This window comes from Bradyrhizobium sp. 26S5 (assembly GCF_036923295.1).
GTDB classification, from domain to species: Bacteria; Pseudomonadota; Alphaproteobacteria; order Rhizobiales; family Xanthobacteraceae; genus Bradyrhizobium; species Bradyrhizobium septentrionale.
The window spans coordinates 8,050,730-8,067,654 of the sequence record NZ_CP145948.1 but is presented as its reverse complement, the minus strand read 5'-3'; the positions used below and the strand labels follow the sequence as shown (position 1 = coordinate 8,067,654).

General features: G+C 65.6%; 11 protein-coding genes and 1 pseudogene. 4 read left to right on the top strand and 8 right to left on the bottom strand.

Annotated elements, in window-relative coordinates; all coding sequences use genetic code 11:
• Positions 1-88 precede the first annotated feature (88 nt).
• Positions 89-1,546: a glutamate synthase subunit beta gene (locus V5279_RS38085; RefSeq protein ID WP_338692059.1), complete on the bottom strand. Its 1,458-nt coding sequence runs from the start codon at positions 1,544-1,546 to the stop codon at positions 89-91.
• Between the two features lie 134 nt (positions 1,547-1,680).
• Positions 1,681-6,456 carry a glutamate synthase large subunit gene (gltB, locus tag V5279_RS38080; protein WP_338692058.1) on the bottom strand — a complete coding sequence of 1,592 codons (4,776 nt, stop codon included), beginning with the start codon at positions 6,454-6,456 and terminating at the stop codon, positions 1,681-1,683.
• Positions 6,457-6,931: 475 nt separating this feature from the next.
• Here gltB and V5279_RS38075 point away from each other — a divergent pair, with 475 nt between their 5' ends.
• Complete coding sequence (locus tag V5279_RS38075; protein ID WP_338692057.1) at positions 6,932-7,720, top strand: hypothetical protein; 789 nt, start codon at positions 6,932-6,934, stop codon at positions 7,718-7,720.
• 85 nt (positions 7,721-7,805) lie between these two features.
• Here the strand turns inward: V5279_RS38075 and V5279_RS38070 are convergent.
• A pseudogene (locus tag V5279_RS38070) lies at positions 7,806-8,278 on the bottom strand (Hsp20 family protein).
• Positions 8,279-8,495: 217 nt separating this feature from the next.
• On the opposite strand from V5279_RS38070, the gene V5279_RS38065 reads away from it, so the two are divergent.
• Positions 8,496-9,443 (top strand): alpha/beta hydrolase, encoded by a 948-nt coding sequence (locus V5279_RS38065; RefSeq protein WP_338692056.1) that lies wholly within the window; start codon positions 8,496-8,498, stop codon positions 9,441-9,443.
• A 27-nt stretch (positions 9,444-9,470) separates the two neighbouring features.
• Here V5279_RS38065 and V5279_RS38060 read toward each other — a convergent pair whose 3' ends face one another.
• A complete protein-coding gene (locus V5279_RS38060) occupies positions 9,471-10,130 on the bottom strand; it encodes a hypothetical protein (protein WP_338692055.1) in 660 nt (219 codons plus the stop codon).
• Between the two features lie 60 nt (positions 10,131-10,190).
• Positions 10,191-11,990 (bottom strand): adenylate/guanylate cyclase domain-containing protein, encoded by a 1,800-nt coding sequence (locus V5279_RS38055; RefSeq protein WP_338692054.1) that lies wholly within the window; start codon positions 11,988-11,990, stop codon positions 10,191-10,193.
• 239 nt (positions 11,991-12,229) lie between these two features.
• On the opposite strand from V5279_RS38055, the gene V5279_RS38050 reads away from it, so the two are divergent.
• A complete protein-coding gene (locus V5279_RS38050) occupies positions 12,230-12,865 on the top strand; it encodes a LysE family translocator (protein ID WP_338692053.1) in 636 nt (211 codons plus the stop codon).
• Between the two features lie 94 nt (positions 12,866-12,959).
• Here the strand turns inward: V5279_RS38050 and V5279_RS38045 are convergent, their stop codons facing one another.
• Positions 12,960-13,712 (bottom strand): sulfite exporter TauE/SafE family protein, encoded by a 753-nt coding sequence (locus V5279_RS38045; protein ID WP_338692052.1) that lies wholly within the window; start codon positions 13,710-13,712, stop codon positions 12,960-12,962.
• A gap of 92 nt (positions 13,713-13,804) precedes the next feature.
• Between V5279_RS38045 and V5279_RS38040 the strand changes: the two genes are divergently transcribed.
• The gene (locus V5279_RS38040; RefSeq protein ID WP_166210418.1) at positions 13,805-14,698 is read left to right on the top strand and encodes a LysR family transcriptional regulator; all 894 of its coding nucleotides are present in this window, start codon (positions 13,805-13,807) and stop codon (positions 14,696-14,698) included.
• Positions 14,699-14,706: 8 nt separating this feature from the next.
• Here the strand turns inward: V5279_RS38040 and V5279_RS38035 are convergent, their stop codons facing one another.
• Both V5279_RS38035 and hisN read right to left on the bottom strand, forming a co-directional pair.
• Positions 14,707-15,675, bottom strand: coding sequence for a tripartite tricarboxylate transporter substrate binding protein (locus V5279_RS38035; RefSeq protein ID WP_338692051.1), 969 nt, complete (start codon positions 15,673-15,675; stop codon positions 14,707-14,709).
• A 101-nt stretch (positions 15,676-15,776) separates the two neighbouring features.
• A complete protein-coding gene (hisN, locus tag V5279_RS38030) occupies positions 15,777-16,556 on the bottom strand; it encodes a histidinol-phosphatase (protein WP_338692049.1) in 780 nt (259 codons plus the stop codon).
• Between the last annotated feature and the right edge of the window lie 369 nt (positions 16,557-16,925).

Genomic DNA, 16,925 nt, shown 5'->3' with positions numbered 1-16,925 from the left:
TCTGACGTCTCTGGAATACTGGATCGCCCGCTTTCGCGGGCGATCCAGCAGAGTTTGTGAGATGCAGTTCGGCGAGATCGCCGGGCCTTTACCCCGGCAGATCCGTCTTCCCCATCAGGAAGCCGTCGATCGACCGTGCGCACTGGCGGCCTTCGCGGATTGCCCAGACCACCAGCGACTGGCCGCGGCGCATGTCGCCGGCGGAGAAGATCTTGGCGCGCGAGGTCTGGTAGTCGTGCAGGGACGCGCGGACGTTGCCGCGCTGGTCGAGCTCGACGCCGAGTGTCTTGAGCAGGCCCTCGTGCACCGGATGGACAAAGCCCATCGCCAGCAGCACGAGCTCGGCGTCGAGCGTGAACTCGGTGCCGGGCAGCGGCTTGAACTTGTCGTCGACCTTGACGCAATGCAGCTTGCTGACCTTGCCGTCCTTGCCTTCGAACTTCGTCGTCAGCACCGCGTATTCGCGCACCGCGCCTTCGGCCTGGCTCGACGACGTCCGCATCTTCAGCGGCCAGTTCGGCCAGGTCACGCCCTTGTTCTCGTGCTCGGGCGGCGCCGGCATGATCTCGAGCTGGGTCACGGACAGCGCTCCTTGCCGGAACGAGGTGCCGATGCAGTCCGAGCCGGTGTCGCCGCCGCCGATCACAACGACATGCTTGCCGCCGGCGAGGATGTCGGCGGTGCCGTCCAGCGGCTCGCCGGAGACGCGGCGGTTCTGCTGCGGCAGGAAGTCCATCGCGAAGTGGATGCCGGCGAGGTCGCGGCCGGGGATCGGCAGGTCGCGCGGGGCTTCCGCGCCGCCGGTCAGCGCCACGGCGTCATACTGCTTGGCGAGCTCCTGCGGATCGATCGCGCCGGGCGTTGAGCCACCGACCGCCTTGCCGTAGTGGAAGGTGACGCCCTCGGCTTCCATCTGCGCCACGCGGCGGTCGATGACGTTCTTCTCCATCTTGAAGTCGGGAATGCCATAGCGCAGCAGGCCGCCGGCCTTGGCGAACTTCTCGTAAAGATGCACCTCGTGGCCGGCGCGCGCGAGCTGCTGCGCGCAGGCCATGCCGGCGGGGCCGGAGCCGATCACGGCGACCTTCTTGCCGGTCTTGCTGGCCGCGACCTCCGGCTTCACCCAGCCATTGTCCCAGGCGCGGTCGACGATCGCGCATTCGATCGTCTTGATGGTGACCGGGTTGTCGTCGATGTTGAGCGTGCAGGACGCCTCGCACGGCGCCGGGCAGATCCGGCCGGTGAACTCGGGGAAGTTGTTGGTCGAGTGCAGGTTGCGCGAGGCCTCTTCCCAGTTGCCCTGATAGACGAGGTCGTTGAAATCGGGGATCTGGTTGTTGACCGGGCAGCCCGGCGTGCCCGGCGCGGTCGAGCCGGTGCCGTGGCAATAGGGGATGCCGCAATTCATGCAGCGCGCGGCCTGGTCGCGGGTGTCCTTCTCGCTCAGCGGAATGACGAACTCGTTGAAGTTCTTGAGCCGCTCGGCGACCGGCTCGTACTTGCGGTCATGCCGCTCGATCTCGAGAAAACCTGTGATCTTACCCATTGAAACCCGATGCCCCTGCATCTCAGTTGTTCCGTCATTCCGGCTGCGCCGCGAGGCGCAGACCCGAAGGTCCCGAAGTCGGTTGGCGAGATTCCGGGTTCGCGCTTCGCGCCCCGGAATGACGCCTGGTGATATTACGCGCCGATCGCGATTTTCGGCTCGGCGTCGGCGTTCGCCTTCATTTCCTTCAGCGCGCGGCGGTACTCCACCGGCATCACCTTGCGGAATTTCGGCAGCCAGGTCTTCCAGTCGGCGAGGATCTCGGCCGCCTTCTTCGAGCCGGTCAGCTTGGCGTGACGCGTGATCAGGACATGCAGCCGCTCCACATCGGAGTCGAGCAGGTTCTGGAACACGTCGACCCGGCCATGCGCCTCGAGATCGCCGGAGTGGTGGTAGGTGCCGGCGTTGATCAGCTCCTCCGACAGCACCGGCTCGAGCTCGACCATCGACAGGTTGCAGAGCTTGGCGAAGTCGCCGGCCTCATCGAGCACATAGGCGATGCCGCCGGACATGCCGGCCGCGAAGTTGCGCCCGGTCTTGCCGAGCACCACCACGATGCCGCCGGTCATGTATTCGCAGCAGTGATCGCCGGCGCCTTCGACGACCGCGACTGCGCCGGAGTTACGCACGGCAAAACGCTCGCCGGCGATGCCGCGGAAATAGCACTCACCCGCGATCGCGCCGTACATCACGGTGTTGCCGACGATGATCGATTCTTCCGGCACGATACCGGAGATCTTCGGCGGCTTGACGATGATGCGCCCGCCCGAGAGGCCCTTGCCGACATAGTCGTTGCCTTCACCCTCGAGATCGAAGGTGACGCCCTTGGCGAGCCAGGCGCCGAACGCCTGTCCCGCAGTGCCCTTCAGGCTGACATGGATGCTGTCGAGCGGCAGGCCGGCATGGCCGTAGATCTTGGCCACCGCGCCCGACAGCATCGCGCCGGCGGAACGGTCGGTGTTGTTGATCTCTTCCTCGATCCTGACCGGCGCGCCGCGATCGAGCGCGGCCTGCGCCTTGTCGATCAGCCGGCGGTCGAGCACGGCGTCCAGATGGTGGTTCTGGGTTTCCGAGTGATAGATCGTCTGGCCCTTCTCCTCCTTCTGCCGCACGAACAGCTTGGAGAAATCGAGGCCCTTGGCCTTCCAGTGCGAGACCAAAGCGGTCTGGTCGAGCATCTGGACCTGGCCGACCATGTCGTCGAACGTCTTGTAGCCGAGCTGCGCCATGATCTCGCGGACTTCCTCGGCGACGAAGAAGAAGTAGTTGATGACGTGCTCGGGCTGGCCGGTGAAGCGCTTGCGCAGCACCGGATCCTGGGTCGCGACGCCGACCGGGCAGGTGTTGAGGTGACACTTGCGCATCATGATGCAGCCCGCCGCGATCAGGGGCGCGGTGGCGAAGCCGAACTCGTCGGCGCCGAGCAGCGCGCCGATCACGACGTCACGGCCGGTGCGGAAACCGCCGTCGACCTGGACCGCGATGCGGCTGCGCAGCTGCTGGCGCACCAGCGTCTGATGGGTTTCGGCAAGACCGATCTCCCACGGCGAGCCGGCATGCTTGATCGAGGTCAAGGGCGAGGCACCGGTGCCACCCTCGAAGCCAGCGATGGTCACATGGTCGGCACGCGCCTTGGCGACGCCGGCGGCAACCGTGCCGACGCCGACTTCCGACACCAGCTTGACCGAGACCTGGCCGTCAGGATTGACGTTCTTGAGGTCGTAGATCAGCTGGGCGAGATCTTCGATCGAGTAGATGTCGTGATGCGGCGGCGGCGAGATCAGGCCGACGCCCGGCGTCGAATGCCGTACGCGCGCGATCGTCGCGTCGACCTTGTGGCCGGGCAGCTGGCCGCCTTCGCCGGGCTTGGCACCCTGCGCCATCTTGATCTGCATCATGTCGGAGTTGACGAGATATTCCGTCGTCACGCCGAACCGCCCCGAGGCGACCTGCTTGATCGCCGAGCGCATGCTGTCGCCGTTGGGCAGCGGCTTGAAGCGATCGGATTCCTCGCCGCCTTCGCCGGTGTTCGACTTGCCGCCGATCCGGTTCATCGCGATCGCGAGCGTGGTGTGCGCCTCGCGCGAGATCGAGCCGAACGACATCGCGCCGGTCGAGAACCGCTTGACGATGTCCTTGGCCGGCTCGACGTCCTCGAGCTTGACCGGCTTGCGCTTGTCGTCCTCGGCGCTCTTGATCCGGAACAGGCCGCGCAGCGTCAGCAGACGCTCGGACTGCTCGTTGAGGATTTTGGCAAACGCCCGGTAGCGCTCCAGCGAGTTGCCGCGCACGGCGTGCTGCAGCGTCGAGACCGATTCCGCGGTCCAGGCATGGTCCTCGCCGCGGGTGCGGTAGGCATATTCGCCGCCGACATCGAGCGCGCTCTTGTAGATCTGGCCGTCACCGAACGCGTCGTCGTGACGACGCACGGTCTCTTCCGCGATCTCCGCGAGGCCGACGCCCTCGATCCTTGTGTGGGTGCCGGCGAAATACTTGGCGACGAAGTCCGCCTTCAGGCCGACCGCGTCGAAGATCTGCGCGCCGCAATATGACTGGTAGGTCGAGATGCCCATCTTGGACATCACCTTGAGCAGGCCCTTGCCGATCGACTTGATGTAGCGCTTGACGATCTCGTAGTCGTCGAGCGCGGCGGGCAGCCGGTCCTTCATCGCGAGGATGGTCTCGAACGCGAGATAGGGGTTGATCGCTTCGGCGCCGTAGCCGGCGAGACAGGCGAAGTGATGCACCTCGCGCGGCTCACCCGACTCCACCACCAGGCCGACCGAGGTGCGCAGGCCGGTGCGGATCAGATGATGATGCACGGCAGCGCAGGCCAAAAGCGACGGGATCGGAATCCGGTCGGTGCCGGTCATGCGGTCCGACAGGATGATGATGTTGATGCCCTCGCGCACCGCGCCCTCGGCGCGTGCGCAGAGCTCGTCGAGCACCTGCTCCATGCCCGCCGCGCCGAAGCCGGCGTGGAAGGTGGTGTCCAGCGTGCGCGACTTGAAATGGGTCTCGGCGACGTCGGAGATCGAGCGGATCTTCTCGAGGTCGGCGTCGGTCAGGATCGGCTGGCGCACTTCGAGGCGCTTGGTCGAGGCCAGGCCCTGCAGGTCGAACAGGTTCGGCCGCGGCCCGATGATCGAGACGAGGCTCATCACGAGCTCCTCGCGGATCGGGTCGATCGGCGGGTTGGTGACCTGCGCGAAGTTCTGCTTGAAGTAGGTGAACAGCTGCTTGGGCTTGTCCGACAGCGCCGAGATCGGCGTGTCGTTGCCCATCGAGCCGGCGGCTTCCTCGCCGGTGGCCGCCATCGGCGTCATCAGGATCGTGATGTCTTCCTGGCTGTAGCCGAACGCCTGCTGGCGATCGAGCAGCGGCAGGTTGGAGCGCACGCCCTTGGCCGCCGCATCCGGCAGCTCCTCGAGCTGGATCTGGGTGCGATGCAGCCAGTCGCTGTAGGGGTGGCTCTTGGCGAGGTCGGCCTTGATCTCGTCGTCCGGAATCAGGCGGCCCTGCTCGAGGTCGACGAGCAGCATCTTGCCGGGCTGCAGCCGCCACTTGGTGACGATCTGGTCCTCCGGAATCTTCAAGACGCCCATTTCGGACGCCATCACGATGCGGTCGTCCTTGGTGACGAGATAGCGCGCCGGACGCAGGCCGTTGCGGTCGAGCGTGGCGCCGATCTTGCGGCCGTCGGTGAAGGCGATCGCGGCCGGGCCGTCCCACGGCTCCATCAGCGCGGCATGATATTCGTAGAAGGCGCGGCGCTGCTCATCCATCAACGGATTGCCCGCCCACGCTTCCGGAATCATCATCATCACGGCGTGCGGCAACGAGTAACCGCCCTGCACCAGGAATTCGAGCGCATTGTCGAAGCAGGCGGTATCGCTCTGGCCTTCATAGGAGATCGGCCAGAGACGGCTGATGTCCTTGCCGTAGGCTTCGGAATGCACCGAGGCCTGCCGCGCCGCCATCCAGTTGACGTTGCCGCGCAGCGTGTTGATCTCGCCGTTATGGGCGATCATTCGGTACGGATGCGCCAGCGACCAGGTCGGGAAGGTGTTGGTCGAGAAGCGCTGATGCACCAGCGCCAGCGCGCTGTCGAAATCCGCTTCATGCAGGTCGGGATAGTACTTGCCGAGCTGGTCGGCCAGGAACATGCCCTTGTAGATCACGGTGCGGCACGACAGCGAGCACGGGTAATAGCCCGCCATGCCGCGGTCGCGGCGCTGATAGATCGCCTGCGAGATCGACTTGCGCAGGATGTAGAGCCGGCGCTCGAAATCGTCCTCGGTCTTGGCGGCGCCGTTGCGGCCGATGAAGACCTGCATGTGATAGGGCTCGGTCGGCTTCACGGTGACGCCGAGCGACGAGTTGTCAGACGGCACATCGCGCCAGCCGAGCAGCTTGAAGCCCTCGTTCTTGATCTCGTCGGCGATGATGCTCTTGATCACGTTCCGCCACGCGGCATCGCGCGGCATGAACAGCGCGCCGATGGCGTATTCGCCGGGCTGCGGCAGCTTGAAGCCGAGCTCCGCGGCCTTGCGCGCGAAGAAGGCATGCGGGATCTGCACCAGAATGCCGGCGCCGTCGCCGGCGCGCGGGTCGGCGCCGACGGCGCCGCGATGCTCGAGGTTGCACAGGATGCTCAGCGCGTCGGAGACGATCTGATGCGACTTCTGGCCCTTGATGTTGGCGATGAAGCCGACGCCGCAGGAATCCTTTTCCAGGCTGAGGTCGTAGAGGCCTTCGGCTTGCGGACGCCAGGTGTGCAGCTCGGGAGTGTGCGGCCCAAAAGACGCATCATATGAGGCGTCATGCGCGGCATCAGCGGCTTTCGAGTCCGCGGTCGCCGACAGCGTACCTGCCACGATGATTTCGCGCTCGAATTCCGACCCGCTCATGTGTCCTCTCCCTTGCGTCAGGGGCCTCACCGTATTTGGCGCACCTTGGACGTTGCGGCACCCACCGGGCCACCGCTCGTCCGCCGCGAGCCGCATTTTCCTAAATTCAGACGTCGGGCGTTTCAACGTCCCCTGCGGAACGGCCCTGCCTGCAGCATTCTCGGAGCCCGGGGCGCCGAGGTTTCGTTGCAATCCCTATGCCGGAATGGCCTCGAATTTGAGACAGTCTTGCTGTCCTAACTTCGACCTTGCCAAATTTTTGTCTATCACACAAGCGCGAGGAAGTCCTCGCCCGCATGCTTGGAACGAACGGCTCGGCCGGCCCGCCGCGCCCCTGATTCGAAGCAAACACGCCGTGATCTGGCCCAAGGAGCGACCAAGGACCGCCGGATTTCAAACTGAAATTTTACTCCGGGCAAGCCGGCCAGAGAGCGGGAAGCTCCTCAAGGGCGTGGGCAAGACAGGAGTAACGGCGATGAAGTTGTTCACAGGTTCGGTTGCAGCCGCCGCCCTCGCGCTCAGCGCACTCTCGGCCCAGGCCCAGCTGGCGACATCGGCCCGGATCGGCAGCCCGGTATTGATTAAGGTATCCGACATGGGCGGGCCCTATGCCGCCATGCCCGAGGTTCCGCCACCGCCGCGCTTCGGCCGTGTCCCGAGCCTGCTGCCGCCGGTCGAGGTCTACACCGTGCTCCGCGAGAACGGCTATTTGCCGCTTGGCGCCCCACGGCAGCGCGGTTTCGTCTACACGATCTCGGTGATCGATCAGGGCGGCGACGACGGCCGGCTGGTGATCGACGCCCGCGACGGGCACATTCTCCACTTCACCCCGGCCTACCGGCTCGGCGACAATTACGAAGAGGAACTGAGCGCGACCTACGGTCCGGTCGGCCCGATGCCGCGGGCGATCCAGGCCCGGGTGCCGCGGCCGCCGGCTCCGATCCCCCATGTCGCGAGCCGCGTGCCGGTGCCGAAGCGCAGTCCGCTTGCGGCCAAGGCGCAGGTTCCCGCGGATACTCCGGCTCCGGCGGCCCAGGCGGCTGTCCCGGCCGCGGTCCCGCAGCCCGCGCCTACCCAGCCGGCGGCGCCTGAGCCTGCCCAGCAGGCCGCTGCAGCGCCGAAGCCGGCCGAGGCCCAGGCGGCGCCGCAGGCCGTTCAGCGTGCCGAGGCCCCCACCGTCGGCCAGGCCGCTCCGCCGCCGGCGCCACCCGCGCCCGCGATCCTGCCGACCCAGGACATGCCCAAGGTGCAGGGGTTGGAGTGACGGGCTACGAAGCCAACAAAAAACGCCCCGGTTTCCCGGGGCGTTTTCGCGTGCAGCCAATATCTGCTGACGCGGGACGTGTTGCTTAGGCCGCGACCTTCGCCGAGCCGTCAACAACCTGCGGAGCCTTCTCGCCACCGCCGATCGGAATGCTGCGGGGCTTCTTGGCCTCGGGAATCTCGCGGACGAGATCGACGTGGAGCAGGCCGTTCTCGAGCGAGGCGTTCTTCACCTGCACGAAGTCGGCAAGCTGGAAGACGCGCTCGAAGGCGCGGGAGGCGATGCCGCGATAGAGCACTTCCGAGGTGTTGCCGGAGTTCTCGTTGGCGGTTTTCTCGCCCTTGATCGTCAGCGTGTTCTCCTTCGCGACGATCGAAAGCTCGGCCTGCGAGAAGCCGGAGACCGCTACGCTGATCCGGTAAGCATTCTCGCCGGTGCGCTCGATGTTGTAGGGGGGTAGCCGGGGCTGCCGTCCGAGGTCACCTGATCGAGCAGGTTGAAGAGGCGGTCGAAGCCGACGGTGGAACGATAGAACGGAGTGAGGTCGTAGGTACGCATAGAGCTAGTCCTCCAGTGAGCGACTGTTTCAGTTACCCGCCCGCCATCGGGCCGGGCTTAGATGTGTGCAGCCTGATGTTCCGGTTCCGAAACACTGGTAGCGGCCTGCACTGAGGTGATATGGGAGGGGTTACGTCGCGTTCAAGGGACGGAAACAGCGTCGCTTTTGACGCCCGTGCCCTTGATCTCCACTCCGTCCCACCTACCGGTTCCCCGCATGACGCTCGTCTCGATTCCCGCCAATCCGGTTCCGGACGACGTGGTCAGTGGCACCATCAAGACCCCCGACGGGGCCGAGCTGCGCTTTGCGCGCTGGGCTCCGCCGCCCCGCCGCAAGGGCACGGTCTGCGTGTTCGGCGGGCGCGGCGAGATGATCGAAAAATATTTCGAGACCGTGCGCGATTTGCGCGACCGCGGCTTTGCGGTGGCGACCATCGACTGGCGCGGGCAGGGCCACTCGTCGCGGCGGCTGCGCGATCCGCGCAAGGGTTATGTGCGCGACTTTGCCGACTACGAGGTCGACGTCGAGACCTTCGTGCAGCAGGTGGTGCTGCCGGATTGCCCGCCGCCCTATTTCGCGCTGGCGCATTCGATGGGCGGTGCGGTGATGCTGCGGCTTGCGCATGCCGGCAAGCGCTGGTTCGACCGCATGGTGCTGTCGGCGCCGATGATCGACCTGCCGCGGCGCCGCGTGTCGTTCTTTCCGAGCGCGCTGCTCCGGATCATGCGCCTGGCCGGGCAGGGCGGCCGCTACATTCCGGGCGGCGGCGGCGAGCTGGTCGGCCTCGCGCCGTTCATCGGCAATCCCGTGACCAGCGATCTGGTGCGCCACGCCCGCAACGCGGCGATCCTGGAGGAAGACCCGACGCTCGGGATCGCGGCGCCGACTATTGCCTGGGCCGACACCGCGTTCAAGGCGATGCGCACCTTCCGCGGCATGTCGTATCCGTCCGAAATCCGTCAGCCGATCCTGATGCTGGCGGCGAGCAATGACGAGGTGGTGTCGACAGCGGCGATCGAGGAGTTCGCCTATCATCTGCGCGCCGGCTCGCATCTCGTGATCGCCGGCTCCAAGCACGAGATCCTGCAGGAGCAGGATCGCTATCGCGCGCAATTCTGGGCGGCGTTCGACGCCTTCGTGCCGGGCACGCCGCTTTTCAAGTGATCCACCTGTTTGCGGAAGGCCTGTGGCTCAGCCGTTGAGCAACGCGACGATGCGGTCCGGAAAGCGCCGTTCGACGAACAGCGTCCCGACCTCGGCGACGCTGAGATAGCGGTCGTTGCCGTGGCCCTTGCCCATGATGTCGAGCAGCACCGGCCACTCGCCGAGCATCAGGAGCGGATAGTAGCCGTGCAGGATCGCGTAGGACGGCGGATGCTCGTCCTTGGCGCGCTGGAAGTTCGCGGCCATGAAGGTCTTGATGTCGGACGCCGACAGCCCGCGTTCGGTGCCACCGTCAGGATTCGGATAGTCCTTGCCGAAGGTGGCGAGCCGGGCGATCTCGTCCTCATGCACCACCGCATGCTGGTCGAGGATGCGTGAGCCGGCGCCGTGCTTGTCGAGCGGGCCGTTGCGCAGCTCGTCGAGGATCGCGCCCTGGGTCCGGCTGCGCAACTGGCTGAACGGGCCGATGCCGTTGGCCATCTGCGCGACCATGAAGATCTTCGCCTTTGCGTCGGCACCCGCCAGGCCCGTCTTGCCGGTGGCGCGGCCGATCGTCCCGGTCAGTTCGGGCAGCGGCACGATATGCCCGCCGACATAGTTGCCGGCGACGAGTGCGCGCAGGAACGGGCAGGGATTATTGGGGGAAACCTGCGGGGCAGCGGCCTCGCTTGCAGGCATATCGGACATCAAACCACATCCTGAAAAGCTTCAGCCTAAAAAGCATCCATTACCAGCGGATGAATTCGCTCAGGATTCAGCGGCGAATTTCGGCGTAGATGCAACCAGAACGAGTTTGCCGAAGGGCAGGCCGGCTTTCAAGAGGCCTTCGCGGTAATGCGCGATGTCGGCCGGGTTCTTCCAGTGGAAATTCCGCAAATGACGTTCGACCGTCAGATCGGGGTGACTGGCGAGCAGCGCCTCTGCCGCCTGCGCGGCCTCGTCGGCGCGGCCGAGCTGGGCGAGCGCCGCGGTGCGCACCGCAAGGCACTGCAGATGGTTCGGATTGAGATACAGCCCCTCGCGCGACCACGACAGCGACGCGTCATACTGTCCGAGCAGATAGTGGCTGAACGCGTTCAGCCCGGCCCATTGGTAGCGCGGGTCGCTGTTGCCGCGCTGGACCGCCGTCGAGAACAGGTCGACCGCCTTGCGGTGGTCGCCGATCACCATGTGGCAGATTCCGAGCACGCCGCGCGCGCCCATGTCGTAGGGGTTGAGCTCGATCGCGCGCTTGATGGCGTCCATCGCGGCTTCGTAGTGGCCCTGCATCGCATGCAGATAGGCCAGCAGCGAAAACGCAAACGAGGAGCGCGGGTCGAGCCGGACGCTGCTCTCGGCCAGGCTGACCGACGAGGCCCACAATTCGCGCGTGCTCGGGATCCAGCCGAACTGGATGCTCTGGATCTGGATCAGCGCCAGATAGGCGCGCGCGATCGACAGCGCGGGGTCGAGCTCGATCGCCTCCTTGAACAGCGCGATCGCGGTGTCGCAGTCGTCCTTGGTCTGGTGATAGTAGTGCGACAGGCCCTTTAGGAAGCGATCCCACGCCGTCAGTTCGGCGTTCGGCGAGCGCGCCGGTGCCGAGGCCTCGGCACGGTAGATCTCCTGGGCCACCGCGGCGGAGAGGTTGGCGGTAATCTCGTCCTGCATCGCGAACAGGTCGCCCATGTCGCGATCATAGCGGCCGGTCCACAGCTGCTCGCCCTTCTCGGGCGCGATCAGTTCGGCGGAGACGCGGATCTTGTTGCCGGCGCGGCGCACCGAACCCTGGATCAGATAGGTCGCGTCGATCTCGCGCGCGATCAGGCGGGTCGAGACGCTTTTGCCCTTGTAGGCGAAGGTCGAGTTGCGGCTCAGCACGCGGTAGAAGGATTGCAGCGACAGCGCGTGGATCAGATCCTCGGTCAGGCCGTCGGAGAAATATTCGTCGGCGCCGCCGCTGAGATTGTCGAACGGCAGCACGCCGACGATTGCGGTCCGGTATTGCCCCGGCAGATGCGGGCCATCATCCGGGGTCTTCTCCTGCAGATCGGATCCGGCCGGTGCCCAGGTCCAGACATGGATCGGTTCGGCGATGTTCTTGAAGCGGTGTGGGCCGGCGTCGACCAGGCTGACGGCAAGCCGCCGCCCCGCTTCGGTGCGGGCCTTGTCCGAAACCGCGATGCCGCCGGGCGCTGCGACCGTCTCGAGGCGGACGGCAATGTTGACGTCGTCGCCGAACACCTCGTCCTCGTCGGCCATGACGTCGCCCATGTGGACGCCCATCCGGAAATGCATGGCGCGGTCGGCCGGCAGATGCTCGTTGCGCTCGGCCATCATGGTCTGCATGGCGACGGCAGCCTCGATGGCGCCGATGATGCTCGGGAATTCCAGCAGGAAGCCGTCGCCGGTGTTTTTGACGATGCGGCCGCCATGGTTGAGAATGATCGGGTAGATCGCGCTGCGGTGCGCCTTGAACGAGGCATGCGTCCCCGCCTCGTCGGCGCCCATCATGCGGGAATAGCCGGTAATGTCGGCGCAAAGAATGGCAGCGAGCCGTCTTTCCATATTTCCTGTGCCCTGGAATGGCCACTCAGCCGAGGTGACCGAATCCGATACTTACAAGACAGGCCGGGTTCGGCGGAAGCTCGGTTTGCAGGCACCTATAATGCATAGTAGCAAGAATTGGCATGCGACCAACGGATCGTACAGTCCGTTTCTCTACTGAATTCGTGTGTCGCCGGGATGGCGCCGGTTGGCTGGTCATCCTGTCCGGGCAATTACTTACATGGGTTAATCACGCTGACATGCTGGGAATTCACGAACTTTGGCTTTTCGTCCTGTCCGGCCTGCTGCTCAACATCACGCCGGGGCCGGATACCGCTTATATCATCGGGCGCACGATTCAGCTGGGGTGGCGTGGCGGCGCCGCTGCGGCGATCGGTATCAGCTGCGGCTGCCTGGTCCATGTGCTGGGGGCGGCGATTGGGCTGTCGGCGCTGCTGATGGCGTCGTCGACCGCCTTCCTGGCCGTCAAGCTGATCGGCGCGGCCTATCTGGTGCTGACCGGCCTGCAGATGCTGCTGTCGCGCGCCAAGCCGATCGCGGAGATCACCGGGCAGGGCGGTGAGACCTCGATCTCGCTTGTGTTCTGGCAGGGGGCGCTCACCAACATCCTCAATCCCAAGGTGGCGCTGTTCTTCCTGGCCTTCCTGCCGCAGTTCGTGGCGGCGGACGCGCCGCGCAAGACGCTGGCCTTCCTTGTGCTCGGGCTGATCTTCATCACCGGCGGCACGCTGTGGTGCTTCGGCCTCGCCGCCTTTGCGGCGAGGGCCGCCGGCCGTATCAGGCAATCCGCCGGCGTGATCGCCTGGATCAACCGCTCGCTCGGCGCGCTCTTCATCTATCTCGGCGTCCGCGTCGCCATGCTGGAGGCGCGCTAAGCGCGATGAAATTGGGGTGAATCGTCCTCGCGCTTCAGCCCTTTAGTTTGGGCATGATCTTTTCGGACCGCTTCGCACTTTTCCGGATCATGCCCTAGCCGTGGATCTTGAGCAGCGCGCTGCCGGCGAGATAGACGCCGAGCAGGATCATCGCGATCAGGAACCAGCGGCGGAAGACGTCCGGCTGCATCCGTGTGCGGACGGCCTGGCCGATGAACATGCCGGTGAATGATGCGACCATCGCGACCGCGCCCGGCAGTGCGGTGGCCGCCGTCAGCAGGCCCGAGGCCGTGAGGTTGAAGGCGAGCGCGATCGTTGCGGTGGTGAAGAAGACGCCGAGCGCCTGCACCAGCTCGTCCTTCTCCATGCCGATCGCCTGCATGAACGGCATCGAGGGGATGACCTGAACTCCGGTTGCGGCCGAGATCAGCCCGGTGATGACGCCGACGATGCCGCCGATCCATTTCTCGTTGCGGCGCGCAACCTTGAAGTTGAACCGGCTCAGGCCAACGATCGCGTAGATCACCAGCAGCACGCCAAGCACGACGGTGCCGTAGGCCGCATATGGCCCGGTCAACAGCCCGGCATTGATCCAGATCCCGACCACGGTGCCGAGCATCAGCGGCCACAGCCGCTTGATGATGTCGCGCAGATAGGGGCCGACGAAGGTCTGCCAGATATTGGTGACGATCGCCGGCACGATCACGATCGCAATCGCCTGGCCCGGCGGCATCGTGGTTGCGAGCAGCCCCATCGCGACCGTCGGCAGACCGAGGCCGAGCGTACCCTTGACGAAGCCGGCGAGCAGGAAGGCGAAGGCGATGAAGATCAGGAGATGGTCGACCATAGCGGCACATTGACCGATCGATCCGATCGGCACAATCTGGAGGTTACGGAGTTAGCCTTCGGACAGGGCGAAGGTATGGGGCGGGAAAAATCATGCGGTTCGACCTGATCGACTTGCAATTGTTCATCGCGGTGGCGGATGCGCGCAGCATCACCCAGGGCGCTGCGCGCGCAAATCTGGCGCTGGCTTCGGCCAGCGAGCGGATCAAGGGCCTCGAGGAGGCGCTCGGCGTCGCGCTGCTCAAGCGCGGCCGCCGCGGCGTCGAACTGACGGCGGCGGGCGAGAGCCTGCTCGGCCACGCCCGCATCGTGATCCACAATGTCGAGGCGTTGCAGAGCGATCTTGCCGCCTATGCCAGCGGCGTCCGCGCCAACGTGCTGCTGCTCGCCAACACCTCGGGCCTGTCGGAGCACCTGCCGCGGGCGCTGGCGGCCTTCCTGCACGAATATCCCGACATCAGCGTCGATGTCGAGGAGCGCGAGAGCACCGATATCGCGACCGCGATCGCCAGCGGCGCCGCCGATCTCGGCTTCGCCGCGGAACACGCGCTGCCCGACAGCGTCGAGCGTTTCCTGTTCAGCGAGGATCGCCTGATGCTGGTGGCGTCGCGGCGCAGCGATCTCGGCGGCCGTCGCCAGATCGATTTCCAGGAAGTGGTTGGCCGCGATTTCGTCGGGCTTACCGCGACGTCGGCGCTGCAGGTCCATATTTCCCGCCACGCGGCCAAGCTCGGCGCGCGGCTGCGCTTTCGCGCCCGGCTGCGCGGCTTCGACGCCATCTGCCAGATGGTCGCTGCCGACGTCGGCATCGCCGTGATCCCGGAAACCGCGGCGCGGCGCTGCGCGGCGTCGATGCCGATCACAACGATCCGGATCCGCGACGCCTGGGCCAACCGCCGGCTGACGATCTGCGCCCGCAGCTTCAAGGCGCTGCCGCGGGCGGCCAAGCAGCTCGTGGAATATTTACGGGCCGAAGCCCAGCGCTGACGGCACGCTCATTTGGTCGTCACGACGCCGGCATCCTGGATCACCTTGCCCCATTTCTTGATGTCGGCGGCGACGAAGTCGCGGAAATGGTCCGGCGTGTCGCCGACCAGCGTCAGGCCTTGCTCGGCGAGCTTTTGCTTCACCGCCGGGTCGGCCATCGCCGCGGTGGCGACGCTGTTCAGTTTCGCGACGATTGCCGGTGGCGTTCCGGCGGGCGCGACCATGCCGTACCAGTTCTCGATGACGAGATCGGGCATGCCGGCTTCTGCCGTGGTCGGCACGTCGGGCGCGGTCGGGGCGCGCTCGCGCCCGCCGAGCGCGATTGGGCGCAGCGCGCCCGCCTTGATCTGCGGCAGGATCACCGACAGGTCGAGGAAGGTCATCTGCACCTGCTGACCGAGCAGATCGTTCACCGCAGGCGCCGCGCCACGATAAGGCACGTGCACGATGTCGATCTTCGCCGTCAGCTTGAACAATTCGCAGGCCAGATGCGGCAGGCTGCCGGGGCCGGAGGAGGCGAAGTTGAGTCTGCCCGGCTGCGCTTTGGCGAGCGCGACCAGTTCGCTCATATTCTTTGCCGGCACGTCGGTGGCGACAACCAGCATCTCCGGCACGGTTGCGACCAGCGTCACCGGCGCGAGATCCTTCAGCGTGTCGTAAGCGACCTTCTCCATGCTCGGGCTGATGGCGAGCGCGCCGGCGCTCGCGATCGCAACGGTGTAGCCATCGGGCACAGCCTTCGCGACCGCGTCGGTGCCGAGCACACCGCCCTGGCCGGCGCGATTGTCGACGATGATCGGCTGCCTCACCAGCTCCGACATCTTCTGCCCGATCACCCGCGCGATGATGTCGTTCGGCCCGCCGGGCGGGAACGGCACGATCAGCCGGATCGGTTTGGCCGGAAAATCCTGGGCCGAGGCTGCGCCGGGCGCGAGAAGCAGGAGAAGGGTCGCCAGCAACCTGCCGCAAATCGTCATGTGCGCCCATCCATCCCTGACTTTTCTCGTTGCCGTCAGGATGGGCGCAGATCAATCGCGCGGCAACTCAAGAAATCGGGCCAAGAGATCAGGCCAGGAAATCAGGCGTTGAGCAGCTTCATCGCCGCTTCGTGCACGCGCGGATCGCCGGCGGCGATGATGCGGCCGCCGCTTTGCGCCGGCTTGCCGTCCCAGGTGGTGACGATGCCGCCGGCCCCGGTGACGATCGGGATCAGGCCGGCAATGTCGTAGGGCTTCAGCTCGGTCTCGACCACGAGGTCGAGATGGCCGGCCGCGAGCATGCAATAGGAGTAGCAGTCGCCACCGTAGCGCGACAGGCGCGCCGCATTCTCGACGCGGCCGAAGCGGGCGCGATCATCCGGATTCATCAGCAGCGGGCTCGTGGTGAAGACGGTCGCCTCCTTCAGCGCGGTACAGCGCCGCACCGACAGCCGCCGCTGGCCCGACGGGCCGGAGTAATGCGCCGAGCCGCTGTCGCCGGAGAAGCGCTCGCCGATATAGGGCTGGTGCATCATCCCGAATACCGGCGTACCTTTGTGCAGCAGGGCGATCAGCGTGCCCCAGATCGGAAAGCCGGCGATGAAGGATTTGGTGCCGTCGATCGGATCGAGCACCCAGACATAGTCGGCGTCCTCGCGCTCATTGCCGAATTCCTCGCCGACAATGCCGTGCTGGGGAAAGTTCGCCTTGATCAGCCGCCGCATCACGGCTTCCGCGGCCCGGTCCGCCTCGGTGACCGGATCGAAATCGTTCGAGCTCTTGTTGTCGACCGAGAGCGAGGTCCGGAAGAACGGAAGGATGGTTTCGCCGGATGCGGTCGCGAGGCGGCCGATGAAGGCGGTGAAGTCGATGACCGTCACGGCATGTCCCTGAAATGCGCAAACGACGCGGTAGAAATCGGTTGCGATCTGCCTAGCTCAATCCGGCGCGGCGCGCACGATTAACGGAGTGTTATCCCGGCCTGATGACGGGGTTCCCCACTTTCGTTTGGCTTCGGATTCGAAAGTCTCCTGGGCTTGGCGGCGGATCACGAAGTTGCGAGTCCTGGTATACAAGCTATGCGCAGGGCGCTGAGCGCCCCAGATTTTTGCCATAAGCCATTGAAGCTAAATGACAAAAATCAAAGCATGCGGCCTGTTGCAGTTTCGCCAGATTTACCAACATTGCAGAGGAAATGTTTCGAAAGTTCTTGCGTTTTGTGCAGCGCGGCCGCATATTGTTGCGGTGCG

What these genes read in the sequence shown, in the direction of transcription:
- gltB (WP_338692058.1), bottom strand. Translation starts at nt 6,456, where the DNA reads ATGAGCGGGTCGGAATTCGAGCGCGAAATCATCGTGGCAGGTACGCTG.
- V5279_RS38055 (WP_338692054.1), bottom strand. Translation starts at nt 11,990, where the DNA reads ATGGAAAGACGGCTCGCTGCCATTCTTTGCGCCGACATTACCGGCTAT.
- V5279_RS38060 (WP_338692055.1), bottom strand. Translation starts at nt 10,130, where the DNA reads ATGTCCGATATGCCTGCAAGCGAGGCCGCTGCCCCGCAGGTTTCCCCC.
- V5279_RS38040 (WP_166210418.1), top strand. Translation starts at nt 13,805, where the DNA reads ATGCGGTTCGACCTGATCGACTTGCAATTGTTCATCGCGGTGGCGGAT.
- V5279_RS38075 (WP_338692057.1), top strand. Translation starts at nt 6,932, where the DNA reads ATGAAGTTGTTCACAGGTTCGGTTGCAGCCGCCGCCCTCGCGCTCAGC.
- V5279_RS38065 (WP_338692056.1), top strand. Translation starts at nt 8,496, where the DNA reads ATGACGCTCGTCTCGATTCCCGCCAATCCGGTTCCGGACGACGTGGTC.
- V5279_RS38085 (WP_338692059.1), bottom strand. Translation starts at nt 1,546, where the DNA reads ATGGGTAAGATCACAGGTTTTCTCGAGATCGAGCGGCATGACCGCAAG.
- V5279_RS38045 (WP_338692052.1), bottom strand. Translation starts at nt 13,712, where the DNA reads ATGGTCGACCATCTCCTGATCTTCATCGCCTTCGCCTTCCTGCTCGCC.
- V5279_RS38050 (WP_338692053.1), top strand. Translation starts at nt 12,230, where the DNA reads ATGCTGGGAATTCACGAACTTTGGCTTTTCGTCCTGTCCGGCCTGCTG.
- V5279_RS38035 (WP_338692051.1), bottom strand. Translation starts at nt 15,675, where the DNA reads ATGACGATTTGCGGCAGGTTGCTGGCGACCCTTCTCCTGCTTCTCGCG.